Source organism: Acidovorax sp. 106 (assembly GCF_003663825.1).
Lineage (GTDB): Bacteria > Pseudomonadota > Gammaproteobacteria > Burkholderiales > Burkholderiaceae_C > Acidovorax.
The window spans coordinates 2723552-2742907 of record NZ_RCCC01000001.1 but is presented as its reverse complement, the minus strand read 5'-3'; the positions used below and the strand labels follow the sequence as shown (position 1 = coordinate 2742907).

The 19356-nt window shown below is 61.7% G+C and carries 11 protein-coding genes; all 11 read left to right on the top strand.

From position 1 onward, the window contains the following. Window positions 1-167 precede the first annotated feature (167 nt). The 11 genes from C8C98_RS12170 (at window position 168) to pelG (ending at window position 19297) form a co-directional block, all read left to right on the top strand. Complete coding sequence (locus C8C98_RS12170) at window positions 168-1586, top strand: diguanylate cyclase domain-containing protein (RefSeq protein WP_121454497.1); 1419 nt, start codon at window positions 168-170, stop codon at window positions 1584-1586. A 3-nt stretch (window positions 1587-1589) separates the two neighbouring features. Then, window positions 1590-2915, top strand: a complete 1326-nt coding sequence (locus tag C8C98_RS12165; RefSeq protein ID WP_121454496.1) for a glycosyltransferase — start codon at window positions 1590-1592, stop codon at window positions 2913-2915. Window position 2916: 1 nt separating this feature from the next. Beyond that, window positions 2917-5094 carry a TolC family protein gene (locus tag C8C98_RS12160; RefSeq protein WP_233574531.1) on the top strand — a complete coding sequence of 726 codons (2178 nt, stop codon included), beginning with the start codon at window positions 2917-2919 and terminating at the stop codon, window positions 5092-5094. After that, the gene (locus C8C98_RS12155) at window positions 5091-6173 is read left to right on the top strand and encodes an HlyD family efflux transporter periplasmic adaptor subunit (protein ID WP_121454495.1); all 1083 of its coding nucleotides are present in this window, start codon (window positions 5091-5093) and stop codon (window positions 6171-6173) included. The genes C8C98_RS12160 and C8C98_RS12155 overlap by 4 nt, the downstream gene beginning before the upstream one ends. Before the next feature lie 448 nt (window positions 6174-6621). After that, the gene (locus C8C98_RS12150) at window positions 6622-9468 is read left to right on the top strand and encodes a bifunctional glycoside hydrolase 114/ polysaccharide deacetylase family protein (RefSeq protein ID WP_121454494.1); all 2847 of its coding nucleotides are present in this window, start codon (window positions 6622-6624) and stop codon (window positions 9466-9468) included. Next, the gene (locus tag C8C98_RS12145; RefSeq protein ID WP_199726588.1) at window positions 9428-13363 is read left to right on the top strand and encodes a tetratricopeptide repeat protein; all 3936 of its coding nucleotides are present in this window, start codon (window positions 9428-9430) and stop codon (window positions 13361-13363) included. Before C8C98_RS12150 ends, C8C98_RS12145 begins: the two co-directional genes overlap by 41 nt. Before the next feature lie 31 nt (window positions 13364-13394). Next, on the top strand, window positions 13395-13955 hold the full coding sequence (locus C8C98_RS12140; RefSeq protein ID WP_121454493.1) for a penicillin-binding protein activator LpoB: 561 nt from the start codon (window positions 13395-13397) through the stop codon (window positions 13953-13955). Window positions 13956-13983: 28 nt separating this feature from the next. Then, a complete protein-coding gene (locus C8C98_RS12135) occupies window positions 13984-15360 on the top strand; it encodes a PelD GGDEF domain-containing protein (RefSeq protein ID WP_121454492.1) in 1377 nt (458 codons plus the stop codon). Continuing rightward, complete coding sequence (locus C8C98_RS12130) at window positions 15353-16369, top strand: hypothetical protein (RefSeq protein WP_121454491.1); 1017 nt, start codon at window positions 15353-15355, stop codon at window positions 16367-16369. The genes C8C98_RS12135 and C8C98_RS12130 overlap by 8 nt, the downstream gene beginning before the upstream one ends. Further along, a complete protein-coding gene (pelF, locus tag C8C98_RS12125; RefSeq protein ID WP_121454490.1) occupies window positions 16366-17922 on the top strand; it encodes a GT4 family glycosyltransferase PelF in 1557 nt (518 codons plus the stop codon). Before C8C98_RS12130 ends, pelF begins: the two co-directional genes overlap by 4 nt. 1 nt (window position 17923) lies before the next feature. Next, window positions 17924-19297 (top strand): exopolysaccharide Pel transporter PelG, encoded by a 1374-nt coding sequence (gene pelG / locus C8C98_RS12120; RefSeq protein ID WP_121454489.1) that lies wholly within the window; start codon window positions 17924-17926, stop codon window positions 19295-19297. The last annotated feature ends 59 nt before the right edge of the window (window positions 19298-19356 follow it).

Below are 19356 nucleotides of genomic sequence, written 5' to 3'. Positions count from 1 at the left end.
TTGCGCTCCTAAGGATGTGGATAGAACGGACGACCCCGCTCCGGGCCCGCCACTATACTGGCCGCGCCATAGACGCAGCAGAGGCCAAAGCGCCACTACATCGGGTGCGATCGATCAGCATTGTTAACAATTGCCCATGTCCAGCACTACACAATGGTGCCCAACCCATGAACATGAACCCATCCACGGGCATCTCTTCCTTGCAACACCCACCCCCTTCTGCACTTGAAAGCACCGTGGTGCTGCGCCCTTCCGGCACCCTGCTTCCTCGCGAGCGCGATGCGACGGCCTTTGCGTCGTGGCCCGCGTTTGTAGCTTCGGGCTTTGTCCCGTTGGGCTTTTACCTTGACGGCTGGACCGGGCCGGACGTGGCCACCCTGTGCGAATCCATACGGCACAGCCCATGGTGGGATCGCCCAATCTGGGTTTCGGAAAGCACTGAGCCCCAGCCGACGTGGGCAGATGCTACAGGCTCACTGAGCGAGGCCATTGCGGCAGGAGAGCGGGCCCTTGCGGCGCGCAGAAGCCTCAAGCTGGACCCCTCTGGACTGCATTTTGACGAGCGGGTGCTGTACTTCATGTACCTGCGCGACGGCGCAGAGCTGACGCCCTTGTGCGACCGCAACAGCGCACAGTTGTACCGCTACCCCCTGGTAGAGGCCTTGGCACACGAAGGGGACGACGTAGCGGCCTGCTTGGCCACACTGTCGCGGCGGCGCCTGCTGGAGCCTGCCGAACTAATCGACCGCACACGCCACTGCAGAGCCTGTGGCAGCGCCCACATCCACTACCTGGATGTGTGCCCCCATTGCTCCAGCATCCAGATCAACAAGGCCCCATCGCTGCACTGCTTCACCTGCGGCCACGTGGCGCCCGAGGATGATTTTCACGACGACGGCGGCTTGACCTGCCCAAAATGCAGCACAGCACTGCGTCACATTGGCGTGGACTACGACCGCCCCCTCACCCAATACGCTTGCGGCAGCTGCCACCATGTGTTTGTCGAGACCAGCGTGGTGGCACGGTGCCTGGACTGCCGCAACACCACCGAACCCAATGCGCTGGACGTGCGCGAGATCGCCTCGCTCAGGCTCAGCGCCCATGGGCGCGCCGCCCTCAGGGCGGGGCAAATCCGTGAGTCGTTCGCAGCCCTGGACACCGCCAACTATGTGGAGCCAGCGTACTTCCGCCGTCTGCTGGACTGGGCTTTGGCCACCCACGCCCGCCACAAGGAAATGCACTTCGCGCTCATGCTCGTGGAATTCCAGAACGCGGCCGAAGTGATAGAAAAGCAAGGGGCTGCGCGCGTCTTCCTCATGCTGGACGAGTTTGCACGCCGTCTGCACGAGTTGCTGCGCACCTCGGACCTGACCACGCGCACCCAGGAAGAACGTTTGTGGTTGATGTTGCCGTTCTCTCACCCCGAAGGCCTGACAGCGCGGCTGCAGAAAGTGCTGCAAGAGCAATCCAGCCAGCATGGGGAAGCGGCTCTGCGCGTGCGCATTCGCCACTTGCAGATCCCTCACGATCTGCAAAATCACGATACCGCTGTGCAACTCATGGGCCGCCTTCAGAACGCGGATTGACCCATGTGGGATCAGGTAGTTTTTGCCTTCGTCACGCTGTTTGCCAGTTCCACCCAGCAAAACTGGCTGGAATTGGCCTGGAAGTTCTTTCCCTTCGTCGTCCTCCTGGAGGCCCCCTTCTTTCTGCTGGTGACTGCCGGCATGGTGCGCTACGGCCTGCGCAGGCACAGGCCCGAACGGCAACGTGAACGCTACCCGCGTGTGTCTTGTGTAGTGACCTGCTATTCGGAAGGCGAAGACGTGCGCAAGACCATTCAGTCGCTGGCGCAGCAGTTGTACCCGGGACACATCGAGATCATTGCGGTCATTGACGGTGCCATTCAAAACCGCCCCACCTTGCTGGCCGCGCGCAATGCCCGCGGGCTTTTGGCAGGGCAGGCCAAGCGGGCACTGGTGGTGCTGCCCAAGTGGCAACGCGGGGGACGGGTGTCGTCCCTCAATGCAGGGCTTTCCATCGCCACGGGCGAGATCGTCATGGCGCTGGATGGCGACACGTCATTCGACAACGACATGGTGCGCAACGCAACGCGCCACTTTGACGACCCTGGCGTCGTGGGCGTGGCAGGCAACCTGCGTGTACGCAACGCCAAGAAAACGCTGGTGACCCGGCTGCAGGCGCTGGAATACATCCTGTCGATCGGTGCTGGCAAAACAGGCCTTTCCGAGTTCAACATCGTCAACAACATCTCGGGCGCTTTTGGCGTATTCCGCACCGGGTTCATCCGCAACCTGGGCGGGTGGGATGCGGGGTCGGCCGAAGACCTGGACATGACCACGCGGATCAAACAGTACTTTGGCAGACACCCCGGGCTGCGCATCGTGTTTGACCCACATGCCGTGGGGCACACCGATGCACCCGACACCTGGCGCATCTTTTTTCGCCAGCGCCTGCGGTGGGACGGGGACATGTTCTACCTGTTCATCCGCAAGTTCCGCTTCAACCTCAGGCCCAGGCTGCTGGGTTGGCGCAATTTTTTATTTGTGGCCATCAACGGGCTGGTCATGCAAGTGCTGATGCCTTTTCTGATCGTTGCCTACACCGGGGTGATGCTCTTCACACTGCCCATCGGGGCGGTGCTGGGCGTTCTGGCATTTATCTACTTGGTCTATCTGTGCGCCATTCTTTTTTATTTCATGCTCTACGTGATTGCCGTCTCTGAACGACCTGTAGAGGATCTGGACTACCTGCGCTTTCTGCCTTTGGTGCCGTTGTTCGCTTTTGTCAACCGCATCCACTGCGCCTTCTCCATCCTGCAGGAGCTTTTTCTGAACTCGCACCTCGACTCCTCAATGGCACCGTGGTGGGTGCTGCGCAAAACCAAGTTCTGACATGTTGAAACGCAAGGATTTTTGGGCCCGCACACCCTTTGTCGTGGCCTTTTGGCTGGGACTGCATGCCTCCACGGCATGGGCCAACGCAGTACCGTTGTCAGATCTTGAAACTTGGGCCCAATCCGCAGCCCCCGCCGTGCGCGTTGCGTTGGCAGAAAAAGACCTGGCAGCACATCGCACAGAAGCTGCCAAAGCCAGCCAAGGTGGTCGCCTGTTTGGTGGGGCCAACCTGGGCAATGCACGCGAGGCCGTGACCGACACCACCAGCCGCAGCTACCAGCGGGCACAGATGCAGGTCGGCGTGCGGTGGCCCCTGCTGGGCAGCCGTGAAGCCCAGCGGCGCAGCGTAAGCGAAGCGGAACAAGCGACCACGGCAAGGCACGTGCGCCTGCAGCAAACCCAAAACGAGGCCGTGCAAGCGGTACGCCGCGCCTACGTGCGCCACCTGCGCAGCGGGCAGCGCGTTGCGCTTGTCGAGGCCTTTATGGCGGGACAGTCAACCACACAGGGCCTGCTGCAGCGCCGCACTCAAGCCGGCTGGATGCTGGAGGCGGAACGCTTGGGGCTGATGGCCACCTTTGACGCAGCGGAGGCCACGCTCCGGGCTCAACGCGCAGCGCAAGAGGCAACGCTGCGTGAACTGTCGCGGCTGACCGGGCGCATGGTTCAAGCCGTTCAAGCGGCCCCCCTGACCTGGCCCGCTGCGTGCCACCACCCCGAGACTCTGCGGGCACAAGCCGATGAACACCCCACCGTGCTGCTGGCACGCCTCGAGCTTGAAGCCGCAGACCAGATTGCAAGCCACTTGCGCAAAGAAGGCATTGCGGCGGGTGTGTCTGTGGCCCAGGGCATTAGCAAGGACCTGGGTGGCTCCCCAGGGCACAACACCTCCGTGGGTATCGACATCTCCATGCCACTGGACTGGCGCGGGCAGCGTGACGCCACACTAGGACAAATACAAAGCGAGCGCCACCGCGCAGAAAGCCTATTGGAACTGCGTCGGGGAGAATTCCTGGAGGGCGTGGAACAAGCCCTGGACCGGTGGCACCTGAGTCAAGCCGAAGCGGCCGCACCGATGAAACAGCTGGGCGCCGCCACCGAAACCTTGCGTGTGGCCATGCTGCGGCATGAGCGCTTGGACGATGGTGACGGCTACGCGCGCCTGCTCACAGCCCGCTACGCTCTCATGCAGGTCGCCCTGCAAGTTGTCGACACACAGGAGCGCAGCGAGGTGGCAGAGCTAGCGCTGGCCGCGTGGTCTAGCAACGGGTGCAGCCATCCTGGCGTCAACCCCCAAGACAAGTTGGCGGCAGCGCTAGCGCCTACCTTGCTTGTGCTATCACCCCAGGTCGCCAATGCCCCAACAGACACGGCAACAACAGCACCACAACGCACGCTGCGAAGCACCGAAGGCACCGCCGATGCAAGGCTAGGCTGGTACGTGTGGGATGGGCATGCCATGCTCCAGCGTCCAGAGCAACTGCGGACACTCCCGCCCGAAAGCCGCCGCGTTCTACTGTCCTTCACCGCGAAACAGCTCGCAGGGCTGGAGCAGCCTGCGGGCCGTAGGCAACTCAGCCAATTCATCATCCAAGCCCAGCACAGGGGGCTGACCGTTGAGCTGCTGCTAGGCGAGCCCCTCTGGGTGCTTCCTTCACACAGGCAAAACCTTCTGGACCAGCTGGCGCGCATTCGCGACCTGCCTTTCCATGCCCTGCAACTGGACCTGGAGCGCAGCCAACTGCCCGATGCCGATCAGCCGCAATGGGGTGACCTGGTGGTAGAAACCCTGCGCGCTGCACACGCCGTGGTGCCCTGGCCCCTGGGTCTGACAACCCACTACCGTGAGCTGGAGTCTCCAGACTTTGCACAAAAGGTGCACGCGGCAGGTGCGACCGAACTGACCGCCATGGTCTACGTCAGCAACCCAGCCCGAGTGGTTGAAATTGTGAAGGGCCTGCCGCCGCTTCAAAGCCTGCAAAACCCTGGCGGGCTGCGCTGGTCCATCGCCCAAAGCATGGAGCGCACGTTGTCACCACAAGAGAGCAGCCATCCAGTCGGCAAAGCCACCGCCTTGCAACGCTGGAAGGAACTGGCACAGGCCTTGTCCTCAGAGCCAGGCTTTGGCGGCATCGTCGTGCAGTCGTGGGAAGAATTTAAAGAGGCACGCCCTTGAAAATACAGTTTGATGTTCCTCCCAGCTCTCCACAGGAGAGCAATGGTCTGTCCGTGCGCTACGCTGCCTCCAAACGCCAGGTGCCGCGTTGGCGCTGGTACCTTCTGCTGGCCATGGTGCTCACACCTCCCGCCTACCTTGTGGGGCGGTTTGCTGTGTCGTACTGGTGGGAAACCACGCCCGGATTGGTCATGACCGAACAAGTGGTCGTTCGGGCGCCTGTGGCCGGTCAAGTTGCACGCATTGCTGACGTTGGCGAACGGCTGCGGGCTGGCCAAGCTTTGATGGAGTTGGCACAGGAGTCATCGGCGTTACCAGACGTGACAACCCCCGCCAACCCCCAATCCCCTGTGCGGCCCATCGCTGATCCATTCGCGCCCAACCAACCGCTGGCCATCCGTTTGGCGATGCAGGAGGAAACCCAACGTCTCACGCTGCAGCAACTGGTGCTCCAACAGGAAAAACTGAAAGCCTTACAAGCCCTTCGTGCACAGGGTGCTGCGACGCGCAACGAAGTCGACAATGCCCAGGCCGTAGTGCTGCAAACACAAGCAGAAGCCAGCAGGGCCCGCGCTGCGGCCAGTGAGTCTCGAAGCCTGCTCGCGCAGGCACGTGTGGCAACACTCCCCACTACGCCAACCACCGCCACGTCCTCCAAATCCGACAAGACCCAACCCACCAAAACACCGACATTGAAAGCCCCCTTTGACGCAATCGTTGTGCGACAGCTGGTTCGTTCCGGGGAACATGTAGAAGCAGGTGCCGATGTGGCCGTGGTGCAGGGCACAGCCAAATCTCCCCTGGTACACGCCTACCTGCCCCCCGGACAAGCACGCTATGCCCAACCGGGCAGGCTGGCCACCCTGCACTTCATGGATGGCCGCAGCTTGCGCGCCGAGGTACTGGACGTGGTTGCAGAGGCAGAACGTACGCCTGCTGAGCGCGTCTCGCCCCTCACACCCCGCATGCCATCGATCGTGGTGCGCCTCAAACCGCAGGCCGATCTGCCACCCGGCTACCGCATCCACTACCTGCCATTGGATGTGCGGTTCGACTGGGTTTGGGGCGGGTGGTGGTAACGGCCCAAAGAAGTCTCCGCGTTTAGTTTCGGTTCAGCAAATATCGCTATCGCCCACACCGTTCATTCGCGCAGGTGGGTGACGAAGAAGCAAAAACCGAAAGCCCCAGGGACCGGTGTGTGGCTGTACACCCACATGGGCAACGTACTGATTGCAAACAATGGTCAGCGCCTCATGAACAAGGGCCGCGTTAACAAGGCAACTCGCCCGATAGCTCTAGCGCTTCTCTGCAACTATCTTGGGCACACCGAGAAAATTTCATCAGTGTGCACATACATTCATCATAGCCCTTGATCTACTGAGGGCTCTCTCAGTGCACACCTCACGCACTAAGATCAATACCTTTCGTTACACCCATTGAGCAGCCTGGGCGTGCGAATGCTCTCAGGCATTGCCAAGTGATGGTCGGTCCTGCACCATGCACAGCACTCAGCTACCACCACACACCATGATCTGGTCACTGCGCGGCTTCCTTCTTTTGACGTTGAGTCTGTCCTTTGTGTGGGCGACTGATGAGGCTTCGGCCAAGACCGGGCCCGCCATTGCACTGCACTATGGCCACAATGCGCCCCTGGAAGACTTGAAGGTGTTTGACATCGTCGTGGTGGAGCCAGACCACGGCTACGACCCCGTCGCCCAGCGCGCCAAGGGGAGCGAGCTTTACGCCTACACCTCGGTGGCCGAGGTTCAACCCAGCCGCAGCTATTTCAAAGACATCCCGGCAGATTGGCACTTGGCACGCAATGGCCACTGGAACTCTGTCGTCCTGGACCAGACGCCCACGCCATGGCCCTCATTCTTTGCCGACCGCGTGATCGCACCGCTGTGGCAGCGCGGATACCGCGGTTTCTTTCTGGACACGATGGACTCTTACCGTCTTGCCAGCCATTTTGACGAAGCCGCACAGCAAGCGGGCCTGGTCCGCGTCATCCAGACGCTGCACGAACGCTTTCCTGGCATCCGACTCATCATGAACCGGGGCTTTGACATCGTTCCCCGGGTCAAAAACAAGATCGAAATGGTGGCTGCCGAGTCCCTCTACCGCAGCTGGAACGCTGGAGCCAACCGATATGAAGAGGTGCCTGACGCGGACAGGCAGTGGCTGCTGACGCAACTGCGCACGATTCAGACCCGTGACGGCATTCCCGTGCTGGCGATCGACTACGTTCCACCGAACGATAGAGCGTTGGCACGCGAAACCGCCAAACGCATTCAAGCGGATGGGTTCACACCTTGGGTCAGTGACAGTCGCTTGGACACGGTGGGTATCGGTGCCCTCGAGTTGGTACCTCGGCGCATCCTGATCCTCTACAACGGGGCCGAAGCCCCTGCCGTCAACTACACCAGCGCCCACCGGTTCCTGCAGATGCCACTGAATCATATGGGGTATGTGGTGGACTATGCGGATGTGCGAAAGCCACTTCCGAAAGACATTTACCGAGACCGCTACGCGGGTGTCGTCACCGCATTCAACGGATACATGCCCAGCGCACTGCGGCGCGAATTCAGCACATGGCTTCAAACGCTCAAAAACCAGGGTATGCCATTGGCCATCGTCGGTGACTTTGGTCTCGCCCCTGACAAGTCTTGGACAGACACGTTTGGCATACAGGGCACCAGCCTCAGCATCTCCCCCCCTTTGCAAGCACAAAAGCAGCACCCCATGATGGGGTTGGAGGTGCCCCCGCCCCCTGTAGAAAAGGACTCCGCTCCAGCCCGTCTGTTGGGCCCCCAAGCCGCCCGGGCCATCCCACTGGTTGAAATGAAGGACCAAAAGGGCCAGCTTTTCGTTGCCGCCGCGCTCATGCCTTGGGGTGGTTTTGTGCTGGACCCTTACGTGTACAACGAATTGCCTGGCACCGAGCAAACCCGCTGGGTCGTAGACCCTTTTGAATTTCTGCAGAAAGCACTGAGGCTGCCATTTATGCCTGTACCCGACATCACCACCGAAAACGGACGCAGGCTGCTCTTGGCCCATATTGACGGCGATGGATTTCCTTCACGCGCTGAGATGCCCGGAGCGCCAGTGGCCGCGCAAGTGCTGCTCAAGGAAATACTGGAGAAATATCGCATTCCGCAAACCGTGTCTGTGATCGAAGGCGAGGTCGCACATCATGGATTGCACCCTGAGTTAAGCGGGCAACTAGAGGACATTGCTCGCAAGATGTTCAAGCTGCCGCATGTGGAGATTGCCAGCCACAGTTTTTCGCACCCGTACCTTTGGGACACTGATGTCAAGCACGGCATCTTTTCAGACAGCAATGAAGTCGAATACCACCTGAACATTCCCAACTACCAAGTGGACTTGACTCGTGAGACAGCAGGCTCGGCAGATTACATCCGTCAAAATCTTGCCCCCGCAGGTAAGCCAGTTAGCGTCTTTCAATGGACGGGGGACACCGCCCCCAACGAAGCTGCGTTAAAGGCCACCTACGACGCAGGGCTGCTCAACATCAACGGGGGGGACACCTTCATCTCCCGCGGCAACCCCTCGCTGACCGCCGTGCGGCCCCACGGAATCACCAAGGGCAACTACCTTCAGGTGTATGCCCCAATCGCCAACGAGAACATTTTCACCAATCTGTGGAGAGGGCCCTTTTATGGATATGAGAGGGTTTTGGAGACGTTTGAAATGACGGACACCCCCAGGCGTATAAAGCCTGTGGGCATTTACTACCACACGTATTCAGCCTCCAAAGTGGCTGGACTGCAGGCCTTGCGCAAGGTCTACAACTGGGCACTGAACCAGCCCCTGCACCCGGTATTCACGTCCGAGTTCATCCGCAAGGTTCAAGACTTTCACACCTACGCCATCGCAATAGAGGGCGAAGGCTGGCGCGTGCGCGGTGCAGGCCATCTGCGCACCTTGCGGTTTCCCATCGCAGCGGCAGCCATGGTGGCGCCCCTGTCAACCAGCGAAGGCGTTGCAGGTGTGAGTGAAGGCGTGGAAGGCAGCTATGTACATTTGACCGGAGCACAGGCTTGGGTCGCCAACCCCGCCTCAGCCTTGGTGCCGAGCGGACCCACCGCAGAAGCCCGCATTTGGCTGCACGATGCCAACGCACGCATTACCCAATGGGAACGCAAACAGCAGGGCCTGCGCACCGACTTCAGCCTACAAGGCCACGTGCCGCTTCAATTCACACTTTCGGGCATGGCGCCTACTTGCAAGGTAAGTGCCAACGGCCAAACCTTGGCTGCGGCCAAATCCTCTGAAAAAGAGCGCCCCGACCTGCGCACTTACCGCCTTCCTGATGCTGCCGCGCAAATCCAAATCCTCTGCGCCGGTCGCTGAGCGCCCCGTCCTGGCCAGCTACTGGCTCACCGCCTTGCTGGCGGTACTGGTCAGTGGCGCGCTGTGGCTGATGTACCCCCGCCAAGACTTGGAAAGGCGCCTGGTGTCGTCCAGCCGCGACTCCAGCCTGTCGCTGGCGTATCTGAAGAACCTGCTGCGCAGCGACCCCACCAACGTGCAGTTGCAGCAACTGATGGCCCAGCGCGTTGCCGTGGAAGAAGAGCGCAAGAAACGAGAGGAAGCTCTCGCCAATCGCAAGCCCACAGCCTGGACCCGTTGGAGCGATGCCATGGACGGCTTCCACGCCATACCCGAGGCAGACGCAGAAGCGCGCAACGAACGGCGCACCGAACTGGTAGCGCAATTGCACGAGCTGACGGCCGACGAGGTCCCCCCAGATGTACTCCCCGCGTTGGCGGAAAACGCCTTCCAACTGGGCGATCGGCTGCTGGGCATCCAGCTCTATCGCAGGCTGGGAGACGCGGCAGACTCGGCAGAAAAGGCCGTGCCACTTTACGTGCGAGCAGCCCGCGAAGCCCTGGCGGTATCCGCATACCCACAGGCCGCCAGCCTTTACATGAAGGCCAGGCACGCAACGACCAACCCAGAGCAGGCCAAGGCGCTGTACCTGAGTGCGGTGGCGGCCATGCAGGCCTCTGGCAAGCCTGCGGAGGCTCTGGCCTTGGCACAGCAAGAAGTGGCAGGTCTGGACTCCGACCCTGTAGTCCTGCGGACCTTGGTCGAATTGGCACGCGCAGCAGGCAAGCCCGCAGTGGCAGAGCAATACGTCAAGCGACTGCTCCACCTGGCTTTGCTGTTGCAGTGGCAAGCAGGTAGCACGGTGCTGGCCGATACCCCCTCGACGATGCATCCCGCGAGCCCAACGCTTGTGCCCGCGTCCCATGCCGAGGGTTTCGCCATGGACCGACAAAGCGACCTGCAGCCCCGCTACGAAGATCGTGCCTATTTGCTGGACGCACGCCTGCTCCGCCGCCCCACCGACACGGGCATGCAACGATGGGCCACCGCCGAAGGCCAAGGACAGACAGCAGCCAAGGCAGGACCTGGCCTGCCCTTTGACAACCAGATCTACAGCCTGGGCTACCAGGTTTTTCTGGAAAACCGCAACCTCGAAGATGCGTGGTTGGTCGCACGGTCTGCGGTGCAGCAGTCGCCTTCAGACTTGCAGTGGCGTGAAAGGCTTGCGCAGGTAGCAGAGTGGACACAGCGCAGTGACGTGGCACTGGAGAACTGGCTGGTCATTGCCCGAGCGACACAAAAAGACGCAGCGTGGCAAGCAGTCTTGCGACTCGCACCGGGCCTGTTTGACGATGCCGCTTTGATCGAAGGGCTGCGCTATGAATTGCGCCGTGCGCCACACAACACCAAACTGACGCAAGAACTGGTCATGGCCTATGAGCGGGTGGGCACCCCCCAGCCAGCCATTGACTTTTTGGCGCACCAGCCGCCCACACCTGCCAACCTGGAATTGCTGGCAGACCTCGCCACGCGATCGGGGCAAATGGATTTAGCGCTGAACACCTGGGCGCAGCTGCTGCGCGACCCCGCCCAACTGACCCCTGAGCGCGCCTTGCGCGCCGCAACCCTGGCTGTGGTGCGCGGAAAGCCCAGCCTGGCCATGGAATGGCTGGAAAACGCGCGCGCCACCCTGAAGCCAGACACCCCTGAAGCCACAGACTTTTGGCGCATGACAGGGCTGCTCGCAGAACGGCAACAGCGCGACGCCGTGGCCTTGGATGCCTACCGCCAACTGCTGACCAGGCCAGATGCGGCCATTGCGGACTACGACGCAGCCATCCGGCTGCTGCAAACTGACCACCCCCTGCAAGCCGCCGAAGTGGCCGTACAGGCCTGGGACCGCTTTGACAAAGCACGCCACCTGATCCTGGCCATGACCACTTATGTGGGGCGCAGTCAGTGGCGCGATGTGAAACGCCTTCTGGACAAACTGGCCCCCGCCAAAGAGGCCAGTCACCACGCCAGCGCACCCCTGTGGCGCGAGCCCCAATTCCTTCGCCTGGCGGGGATGTACTACCAAAATACGGGCAACATCCCTCGCGCAGGACAGATGCTGGAGGCCGGCCTTCGACTCGCCCCAGATTCGGCCGAAATGCGCCAGGCCCTTGTGTGGCTGCTCATCGACAGCAACGACAACGTGTCCTTGCGTAAGCTGCTGGCCACCCATGAACCCGATTGGAGCCAGGACAAAGAGATGCATGATGCCCTGGGTTCGGCCTACCAAGCACTGTCATTGCCCGCCGTGGCCCTGGCACGCTATTTCAAGCCCCAGATGCCAGAGCGCAAAGGCGACTTCCTGTGGCTGATGAATTACGCCGATGCGCTGGACCAGAACCAGGAGACAGACAAGGCATGGCGCATGCGCAAGCACTTGCTGTCTGCCGAGTGGACGCAGGCCCACCAAGGCCAGGCCATGACCCGGGCGCAAGCGCGTGAGCGCTGGCTGACCGAAGAGGGATTGGAGGCCACTCGCCGCCTCGCCCGTGCAAGGCTGCTGCTACAGCAAAAGCCCGGCGACCCGGCATTTGATACGCTGCGCGAATTGCTGCGGCTGGACCGTGATGCCCAGGGCAACCTGTCCAACGCGGCGGCAGAGACTGCCATAGGCTGGCTGCAAGATGCAGGCCAGTATGCAGCAGAGCGCGGACTTTTGTGGCAGCAGTACGCACGCAGCCAGAGCCTGCGCGCCAACCGACCGCTGTGGGCCGACATCACGGTCGCCCTGGCAGAACAAGACAAGGCCGCGACAGGGGCTTTGCTGGAGACCTTTGGCGAACGCCTGCCTCGCTACGACCGCATCAACGCAGCAGTGGCCATCCAGGACTTGCGCCAAGCCCAAACCGTGGCCTTTGAAACACAGCAAGACCAACCCGATGACAACCCCCTGCACCTGCAGCTGACAGAGAACCTGCTGGCTTTCAGCGACCATGCAGGACCACAGCTGGAGTTGCGAAAGCTGGGTGATCTGGACGAAACAGAAGCCACCGCGCAGTGGCACATGGCCCTGAGCCCCCGCCTGTCCATGGACCTGAGCCTCACCCGCATCGAGCGCACCGTGGGACTTTCGACCCAGCTCAGCCATCCATCGCAAGAGCACGGAGTGAAGGTGGACCTGCGCTGGCAGGACCACGACTCGACCACCACCTTGCAGCTGGCGCGGCGCGAAAGCCTGGCCAGCTACACGCCCGTGCAGATTGAGCAGGAATGGCGCATAGACAACCGCCTGACCCTGCGCATGGACCTGGGCTTGCAATTGCCTACGCAAGAAAGCACCGTCATGCGCATGGCCGGGATGAAAGACCGTGCCGGCATCAGCCTGCGCTACCAGGCATCACGCATCGACCAGTTCACCATGGAGCACTGGCGCGAGCGCTACAAGCTACAGACCGGGGGAGCGCTGGGCTCTGGCAGCCACTCGGCCTTAACGTACATGCACTCATACCGGGTCGAAGCCCCCAGCCTGGAGGTGGGCGCGTTCTGGTCCCAGCATTCGTATGACCGGCGTGACCCCGGCGAGCTGGCTGGCCAGGACCTGGCCTTTTTGCAGTACCTTCCGCCCGAAGTGCGCCGCGTGAGCGACACCTACTTCCTGCCGGAGAACTTCAGCTACTACGGCCTGCAAATCTCGACCAACACCCGCTTTGAGCGCGACTACACCCGTGCACTGCAGCCCTATGGCAGCGTGGCCAGGACTTGGCACAGCCGCCAAGGCCCTGGCTATAGCTTGCGCCTGGGGCTGTCTGGCAGCGTCTGGGGGGCCGATCACCTCAACCTGGGCTGGAGCCTGGGCAAAGGGGGCAATCTTACCCAAGGCCTGACCCGAGAGATCCAGCTGCGCTACCGCAAACATTTCTGAGCATTGAAGACTTCACCGAAAGGCAAACCCCATGACACACCCATCCCGCCCTGGCCACCTTCTTCGCCCACTGAAAGCGATGGCCGTTGCGCTGCTGTTGACCGCCCTGGTCGCCTGCTCCACGGTAGACCGCGGCAAGGCACCTGCCCTGCAGGCCAATGCCGACTGGACCGTGCTGCCTTTTGCCAACCACACAGAAACCCCCATGGCCGGCAGCCGCGCTGAAAGCGTTGCCGAAGCCTTGCTGCACGCCCGTGGCGTGGGGCGCATCAAGCGCTACACCAGCAGCGCCCAGGCCGAGGCATTGTTTGACGCGGCAGACACCAAACGCCAGGAACAAGCGCTGGCCTGGGCCAAAGAGCAAGGGGTGCGCTACGCATTGGGCGGCTCGGTGGACGAGTGGCGCTACAAGGTGGGCGTAGACGGTGAGCCTGCGGCAGGTCTTACCTTGCAGATCATCGACGTACAAAGCGGAGAGATCCTGTGGAGTGGAGCAGGCGGCAAGTCTGGCTGGAGCCGAGAAGCGCTGTCGGCCGTCGCCCAAAAACTGATCCGTGAACTATTGAACGCCGGTTTGTCCGGCGCACGTTAAACCGCCATAGCAACACCTCAGAGCCCGCATGCCACCCAACGCCCGCGCACCCGAAGCGCCCGCCACCGAAGACACCGCACCATCGCCCGCGCGCAAGCCCGGCTTTGCAGGCGCCCCCTTGGGCAAATTGACGGCCGTGGGAGACCGCCCGCTGCTGGTGGCCCTGGAGTCCCTGGCCGTGCCCTGCATTGCCGTGGCACTGGGCTGGGTGGTGAGCCCACAAGACCCCTTGGGGGTGCAAGCAGATTTCCACTGGTCGTGGCTAGCGCCGATCATTGTGGCGTTGCGCTACGGGCCGCTGGCGGGCCTGGGGGCGGCAGCCGTATTGCTGCTGGCGTGGATGGCTCTCAACCTGGGGCAGATGGAGCAGTTTCCCCAAATCTTTTTCCTGGGTGGGCTCATCACCGTGATGCTGGTGGGCGAGTTCTCCAGCCTGTGGAGGGCCCGCACCCGCCGTGCGGAGGTCGTTCAGCACTACCTGGACCAGCGACTGGAGCATTTGATTCGCCAGTACTACCTTCTGCGCCTGTCACACGACCGGCTGGAGCAGGAGCTGATTGGCCGCCCCATGTCCATGCGCGATGCCCTCAAGACGCTGCGCGGGCTGAGCGACGCCCACGAGGACGCGCAGGCGCTGTTGCGCCTGCTGGCACAGTACTGCCAGATCAGCTCTGCCGCGCTGCACCAAGTGCACGCCGATACGCTGGAGACCACCGCCGTTGCCAGCATCGGTTCGCCCGTCGCGCTGGATGCCAAAGACCCACTCTTGCTCCAAGCACTGGAAACCCGAACCCTGTGCCATGTGGTGCAAGCCACCGTTCGCCAAGAGTCCACACGCTATCTGGTGGCAGCCCCCCTGCTGGACATTGGTGGCGATGTGCACGCCATGCTGCTGATTGATGACTTGCCCTTTTTCTCGTTGCAAGACGAAAGCCTGCAAACCATCAACCTGCTGCTGGGTTACTACACCGATGGCCTTTCCACCCAGGCCCTGGCAGCCCCGCTGATCCAGGAAGTGCCCCAGTGCCCGCCAGAGTTTGCGTTTGAGCTGCAACGCCTTTGGCGCATGCACCAAAGCACGCAAGTCCCCAGCATGGTCGTCGCCCTGGAGTTCAACCAGGCGGCCATGGCAAAAGACTTACCCCAGCAGTTCTCGCGTCTCAAGCGCCTCATGGACGAAAGCTGGGCGATTGCCGGGGAGACACGGCACATCCTCGCGGTTCTGATGCCGCTGGGCGAGGCATCCACCGCCGAAGGGTTCATTGCACGGCTGGAGGAGTGGATCGACCGCAAGGACGGCACCACACTGGCACAAGCGGGCATCTACCCCCACCAATTGCCTCTGGCCGACTCCGGCGGGCCCTCAGCCCTGCTGAACAAACTCCAGCAGTTGGCCCATGCTTAATACCAAATGGGGGCTGTGGGCCGTCTTGATGGAGCTAACTGCCTGGGCAGGCCCTACGCTGCTCGACGGCCACTCCGACGCGGCGTTGCTCAGCTACCTGCTGGCCCATGCCGGTGCCTGCGCACTGCTGGCGCTGTTCACTCTGCCACTACTGACGGCCGAGCAGTCGCGCCCCCGCTTGCCCATGCTGGCGCTGATGGCCGTCTGCAGCTACGCCGTACCCATTGCAGGCTTTGTGGGTGTTTTGATTGGCACGCTGGTCTTGCGGTTTTACCGGGCCGCCCGCCCACAGGAGGATTTTGAATCCATCCATCTGCCAGAGTTTGACCTGCACCAGCGTATGAAGAGCGGGTTTCGCCAAACAGGTCTGCGGGCCGTTCTGGGCAACAGCGAGGTGCCTGTGCGCTCGCGCATGCGTGCCATGGTCGCGCTGCAGCACATGTCCGGGCGCATTTCATCGCCGCTGCTACGCAATGTGCTCAACGACTCCAGCGAAGACCTGCGACTGCTGGCCTACGGCATGCTCGACGCGCTGGAGCGCAACATCAGCCGCTCCATTGACCAGGAACTGAGCACCTTGCGCACAGCCCAAGCCGAAGAAGGCGCCAACCCGCTGGGGCCTACAGGGTTGCAAGCGGCGGAAAAGCTCTCTGCGCTGTACTGGGAGCTGGTCTACCAAAACCTGGCGCAAGGCGACATGCGCGAATACGCAATCCGCGAATCATTGCGCTATGGCGAACAGGTGCTGGCGCAGCAACCCCACCAGGCACAACACCACTTGCGGCGCGGATTGCTGCTGCATGCGCTGGGCCAATTGGAGGATGCCGAAGAGGCCTATGTCCAAGCCCAGCAATTGGGCCTGCCTGCCACCCGTGTGCTGCCGTACCTGGCAGAGCTGAGCTTTGCGCAGCGCGATTTTGAAAAGACACGGCAACTGATGCAGCAACTGGACGAATGGAGCGCCCTGCCCCGCCTGCGCCCGGTCATCGACTACTGGAGTGCGCGATGACCCACCCCAAGGCCACGGAAGCGGACATTGCACTACTGCTGGAGGGCACCTTTCCCTATGTGAGCGGAGGCGTCTCCAGCTGGATCAACCAGATCATCCGAGCGTTTCCGGAGTACCGGTTTGCCATCGTGTTTTTAGGTAGCCAGCGCTCGGACTACAGCAAGTTCAAGTACGAGCTTCCAGCCAACGTAGTGCACTTTGAAGAGCACTTTCTGTATGACAACCTCTCGGCCCAGCACCTGCCGCGCGCGCGCGAGGGAGACCCCGCCACCTTTGACGTGCTGCGGGGCATTGTGACCACCCTGCGCGAGGGCCAGGCAGGCACCGAGCAGACGCTGCACATGCTGCGTGCCGTGACCCGCGAGATGGCGCCAGGGGGCAAATTTCCGCTGGACGATTTTCTGTACAGCGAACGCTCTTGGGAGTTGATCCGGGACACCTACCGCGAGTACTGCACCGACCCATCGTTCGTGGACTACTTCTGGACCGTGCGCATCATGTTCCAGCCGCTGTGGACGTTGGCCCGCGTGGCAGAGCAGCTCATCCCAGTGCGGATGCTGCACAGCGCATCCACCGGCTACGCAGGCTTTTTGGGCGCGCTGCTGCACGACTCCCGCAGCATTCCACTGGCGCTGTCCGAGCATGGCATCTACACCAAAGAACGGCAGATTGACTTGCTCAAGAGCGAGTGGATTCGTGACAACCGCAACGTCTTTCAGCGCGATCCCACCGAACTCTCGTACTTTCGCCAGATGTGGATCCGGCTGTTTGAGTGGATGGGCCGCTATTGCTACGCTGCGGCCGACCCCATCATCGCCCTGTACGAAACCAACCGACTGCGCCAAGTGCAAGACGGGGCCGATGCTGCACGCACCTTCAACATCCCCAATGGCATCCAACTTGCGCGCTTTGCCCCCATGCGCGACAAGCGCCCGCCAGACGTACCACCTGTGCTGTGTCTCATTGGCCGGGTGGTGCCCATCAAGGACGTCAAAACCTTCATCCGTGCCATGCGCCGTGTGGTGAACCAGCTCCCCAACGCCGAGGGCTGGATTGCAGGCCCCACCGACGAGGACCAAGCCTATGCCCAGGAGTGCCAAAACCTGGTGCGCAGTCTGGGACTGGAAGAGCACGTGAAGTTCCTGGGCTTTCAAAAGGTCGAAGACCTCATGCCCAAAATCGGGCTGGTGGTGCTCTCCTCCATCAGCGAAGCGCTTCCATTGGTCATTCTGGAAGGCTATGCCGCCGGCGTGCCTACCGTGTCCACCGATGTGGGATCGTGCCGCCAACTCATCGAGGGGCTGGACGAACCCGATCGCGCCTTGGGCGCCAGCGGCAGCGTTGTCGGCATTGCCGACCCCCAAGCTTTGGCAGACGCCGCTATCGCGCTGCTGCGGGACCCGGCGGAATGGAACAGAGCCAGCCAAGCCGCCATTGCCCGCGTAGAGCGCTATTACACCGACAGCATGATGTTTGGCAGCTACCGCAACGTCTACCAAAAGGCACTGGGCGAGACAGCACTGAAGACGCCCCACAACCAGGAGGCTTGCTGACATGGCTGGCATTGGATTTGAACTGCGCAGGATGCTGCGCAAAAACACCCTGACGGGGCTGCTGCAAGCCTATGCCTATGCGGGGGTGATTGGCTCGGGGCCGTGGGTGTTTTCCATCATTGGCATCTTGCTGGTGGGGATCTTCAGCGCCAGCGTGGTGGTACCCAATTTTCTGGTGACCCAGTTCCAGACCTCGGTCACCTACTTGGTGGCGTGCAGTTTGATTTTGACGGGCTTCGTACAACTGGCCTTCACCCGCTTTGTGTCTGACCGGCTGTTTGAGAAGCACCGCGAATCGATACTTCCCAACCTGCACGGGCTGCTGCTGGGGGTGATTAGTGTGGCGGCCGCGCTGGGCAGCCTGTCATTGTTCGTCGTATTTCCAGGCGAGCGGCTGCTGTATCGCATGCTGATGCTGGCGGGCTTTTGCATCATGTGCGGCGTGTGGGTGCTGGCGATTTTGCTGTCTGGCATGAAGCGCTACCGGGCTATCACCATCTTGTTTGGCGGGGCCTATGCCCTCATCGTCATCTCGGCGCTGTTGATGCGGCCCTGGGGGCTGGAGGGCTTGCTTGGCGGCTTCGTGCTGGGCAACTTTGTGCTGCTGGCGGGCATGTGGGTGCTGGTGGTGCGCGAGTTCAGTCCCAAAGGAAGGCTCATTGCGTTTGACTTTGCAGAACGCAAGCTGCTGTATCCGTCTCTTGTGCTGGTGGGCTTGCTCTACAACGTGGCGATCTGGGCAGACAAGTTCATGTTCTGGTACTTCACGCCCACATCGGAGCCCATCATCGGCGGGCTGCGCGCCTCGCTCATCTATGACCTGCCGGTGTTCCTGTCGTACCTCTCCATCATCCCTGGCATGGCGGTGTTTTTGGTGCGCATAGAGACCGACTTCGTCGAGTTCTACGACAAGTTCTATGACGCGGTGCGCAGCGGCGGATCGCTGGAATACATCGAGTCCATGCGCGATGAAATGGTCTACGCCATACAGCAGGGGCTGGGGGAGATTGCCAAAATCCAGACCCTGGCCGTGCTGGTGACCTTTGTGGCCGGCCCCGCCGTGCTGGATGCGCTGGGCATCTCCAGCCTGTACCTGCCCCTGCTGCATGTGCAGGTCATAGGCGCAGGGCTGCAGGTGGGCTTGATGGCCATTTTGAATGTCTTCTTCTACCTGGACCAGCGCCGCATTGTGCTGCTGCTGTGTGCCGAGATGGTGGTGCTGAACATCGGTCTCACCGCTGTCACGCTGAACCTGGGCGCAGCGTTCTATGGCTACGGTTTTGCGGGGTCCATGCTCATCACGCTGTGCACGGGCATTGTGCTGCTCACGCGCCAGCTCAACCGCCTGGAATACGAGACCTTCATGCTGCAGTGACAGCCCGCGCAGAAGCTGTGTAGCCCGCGGCCCAGCTTCTCGCCCACAAGTGCTTTACA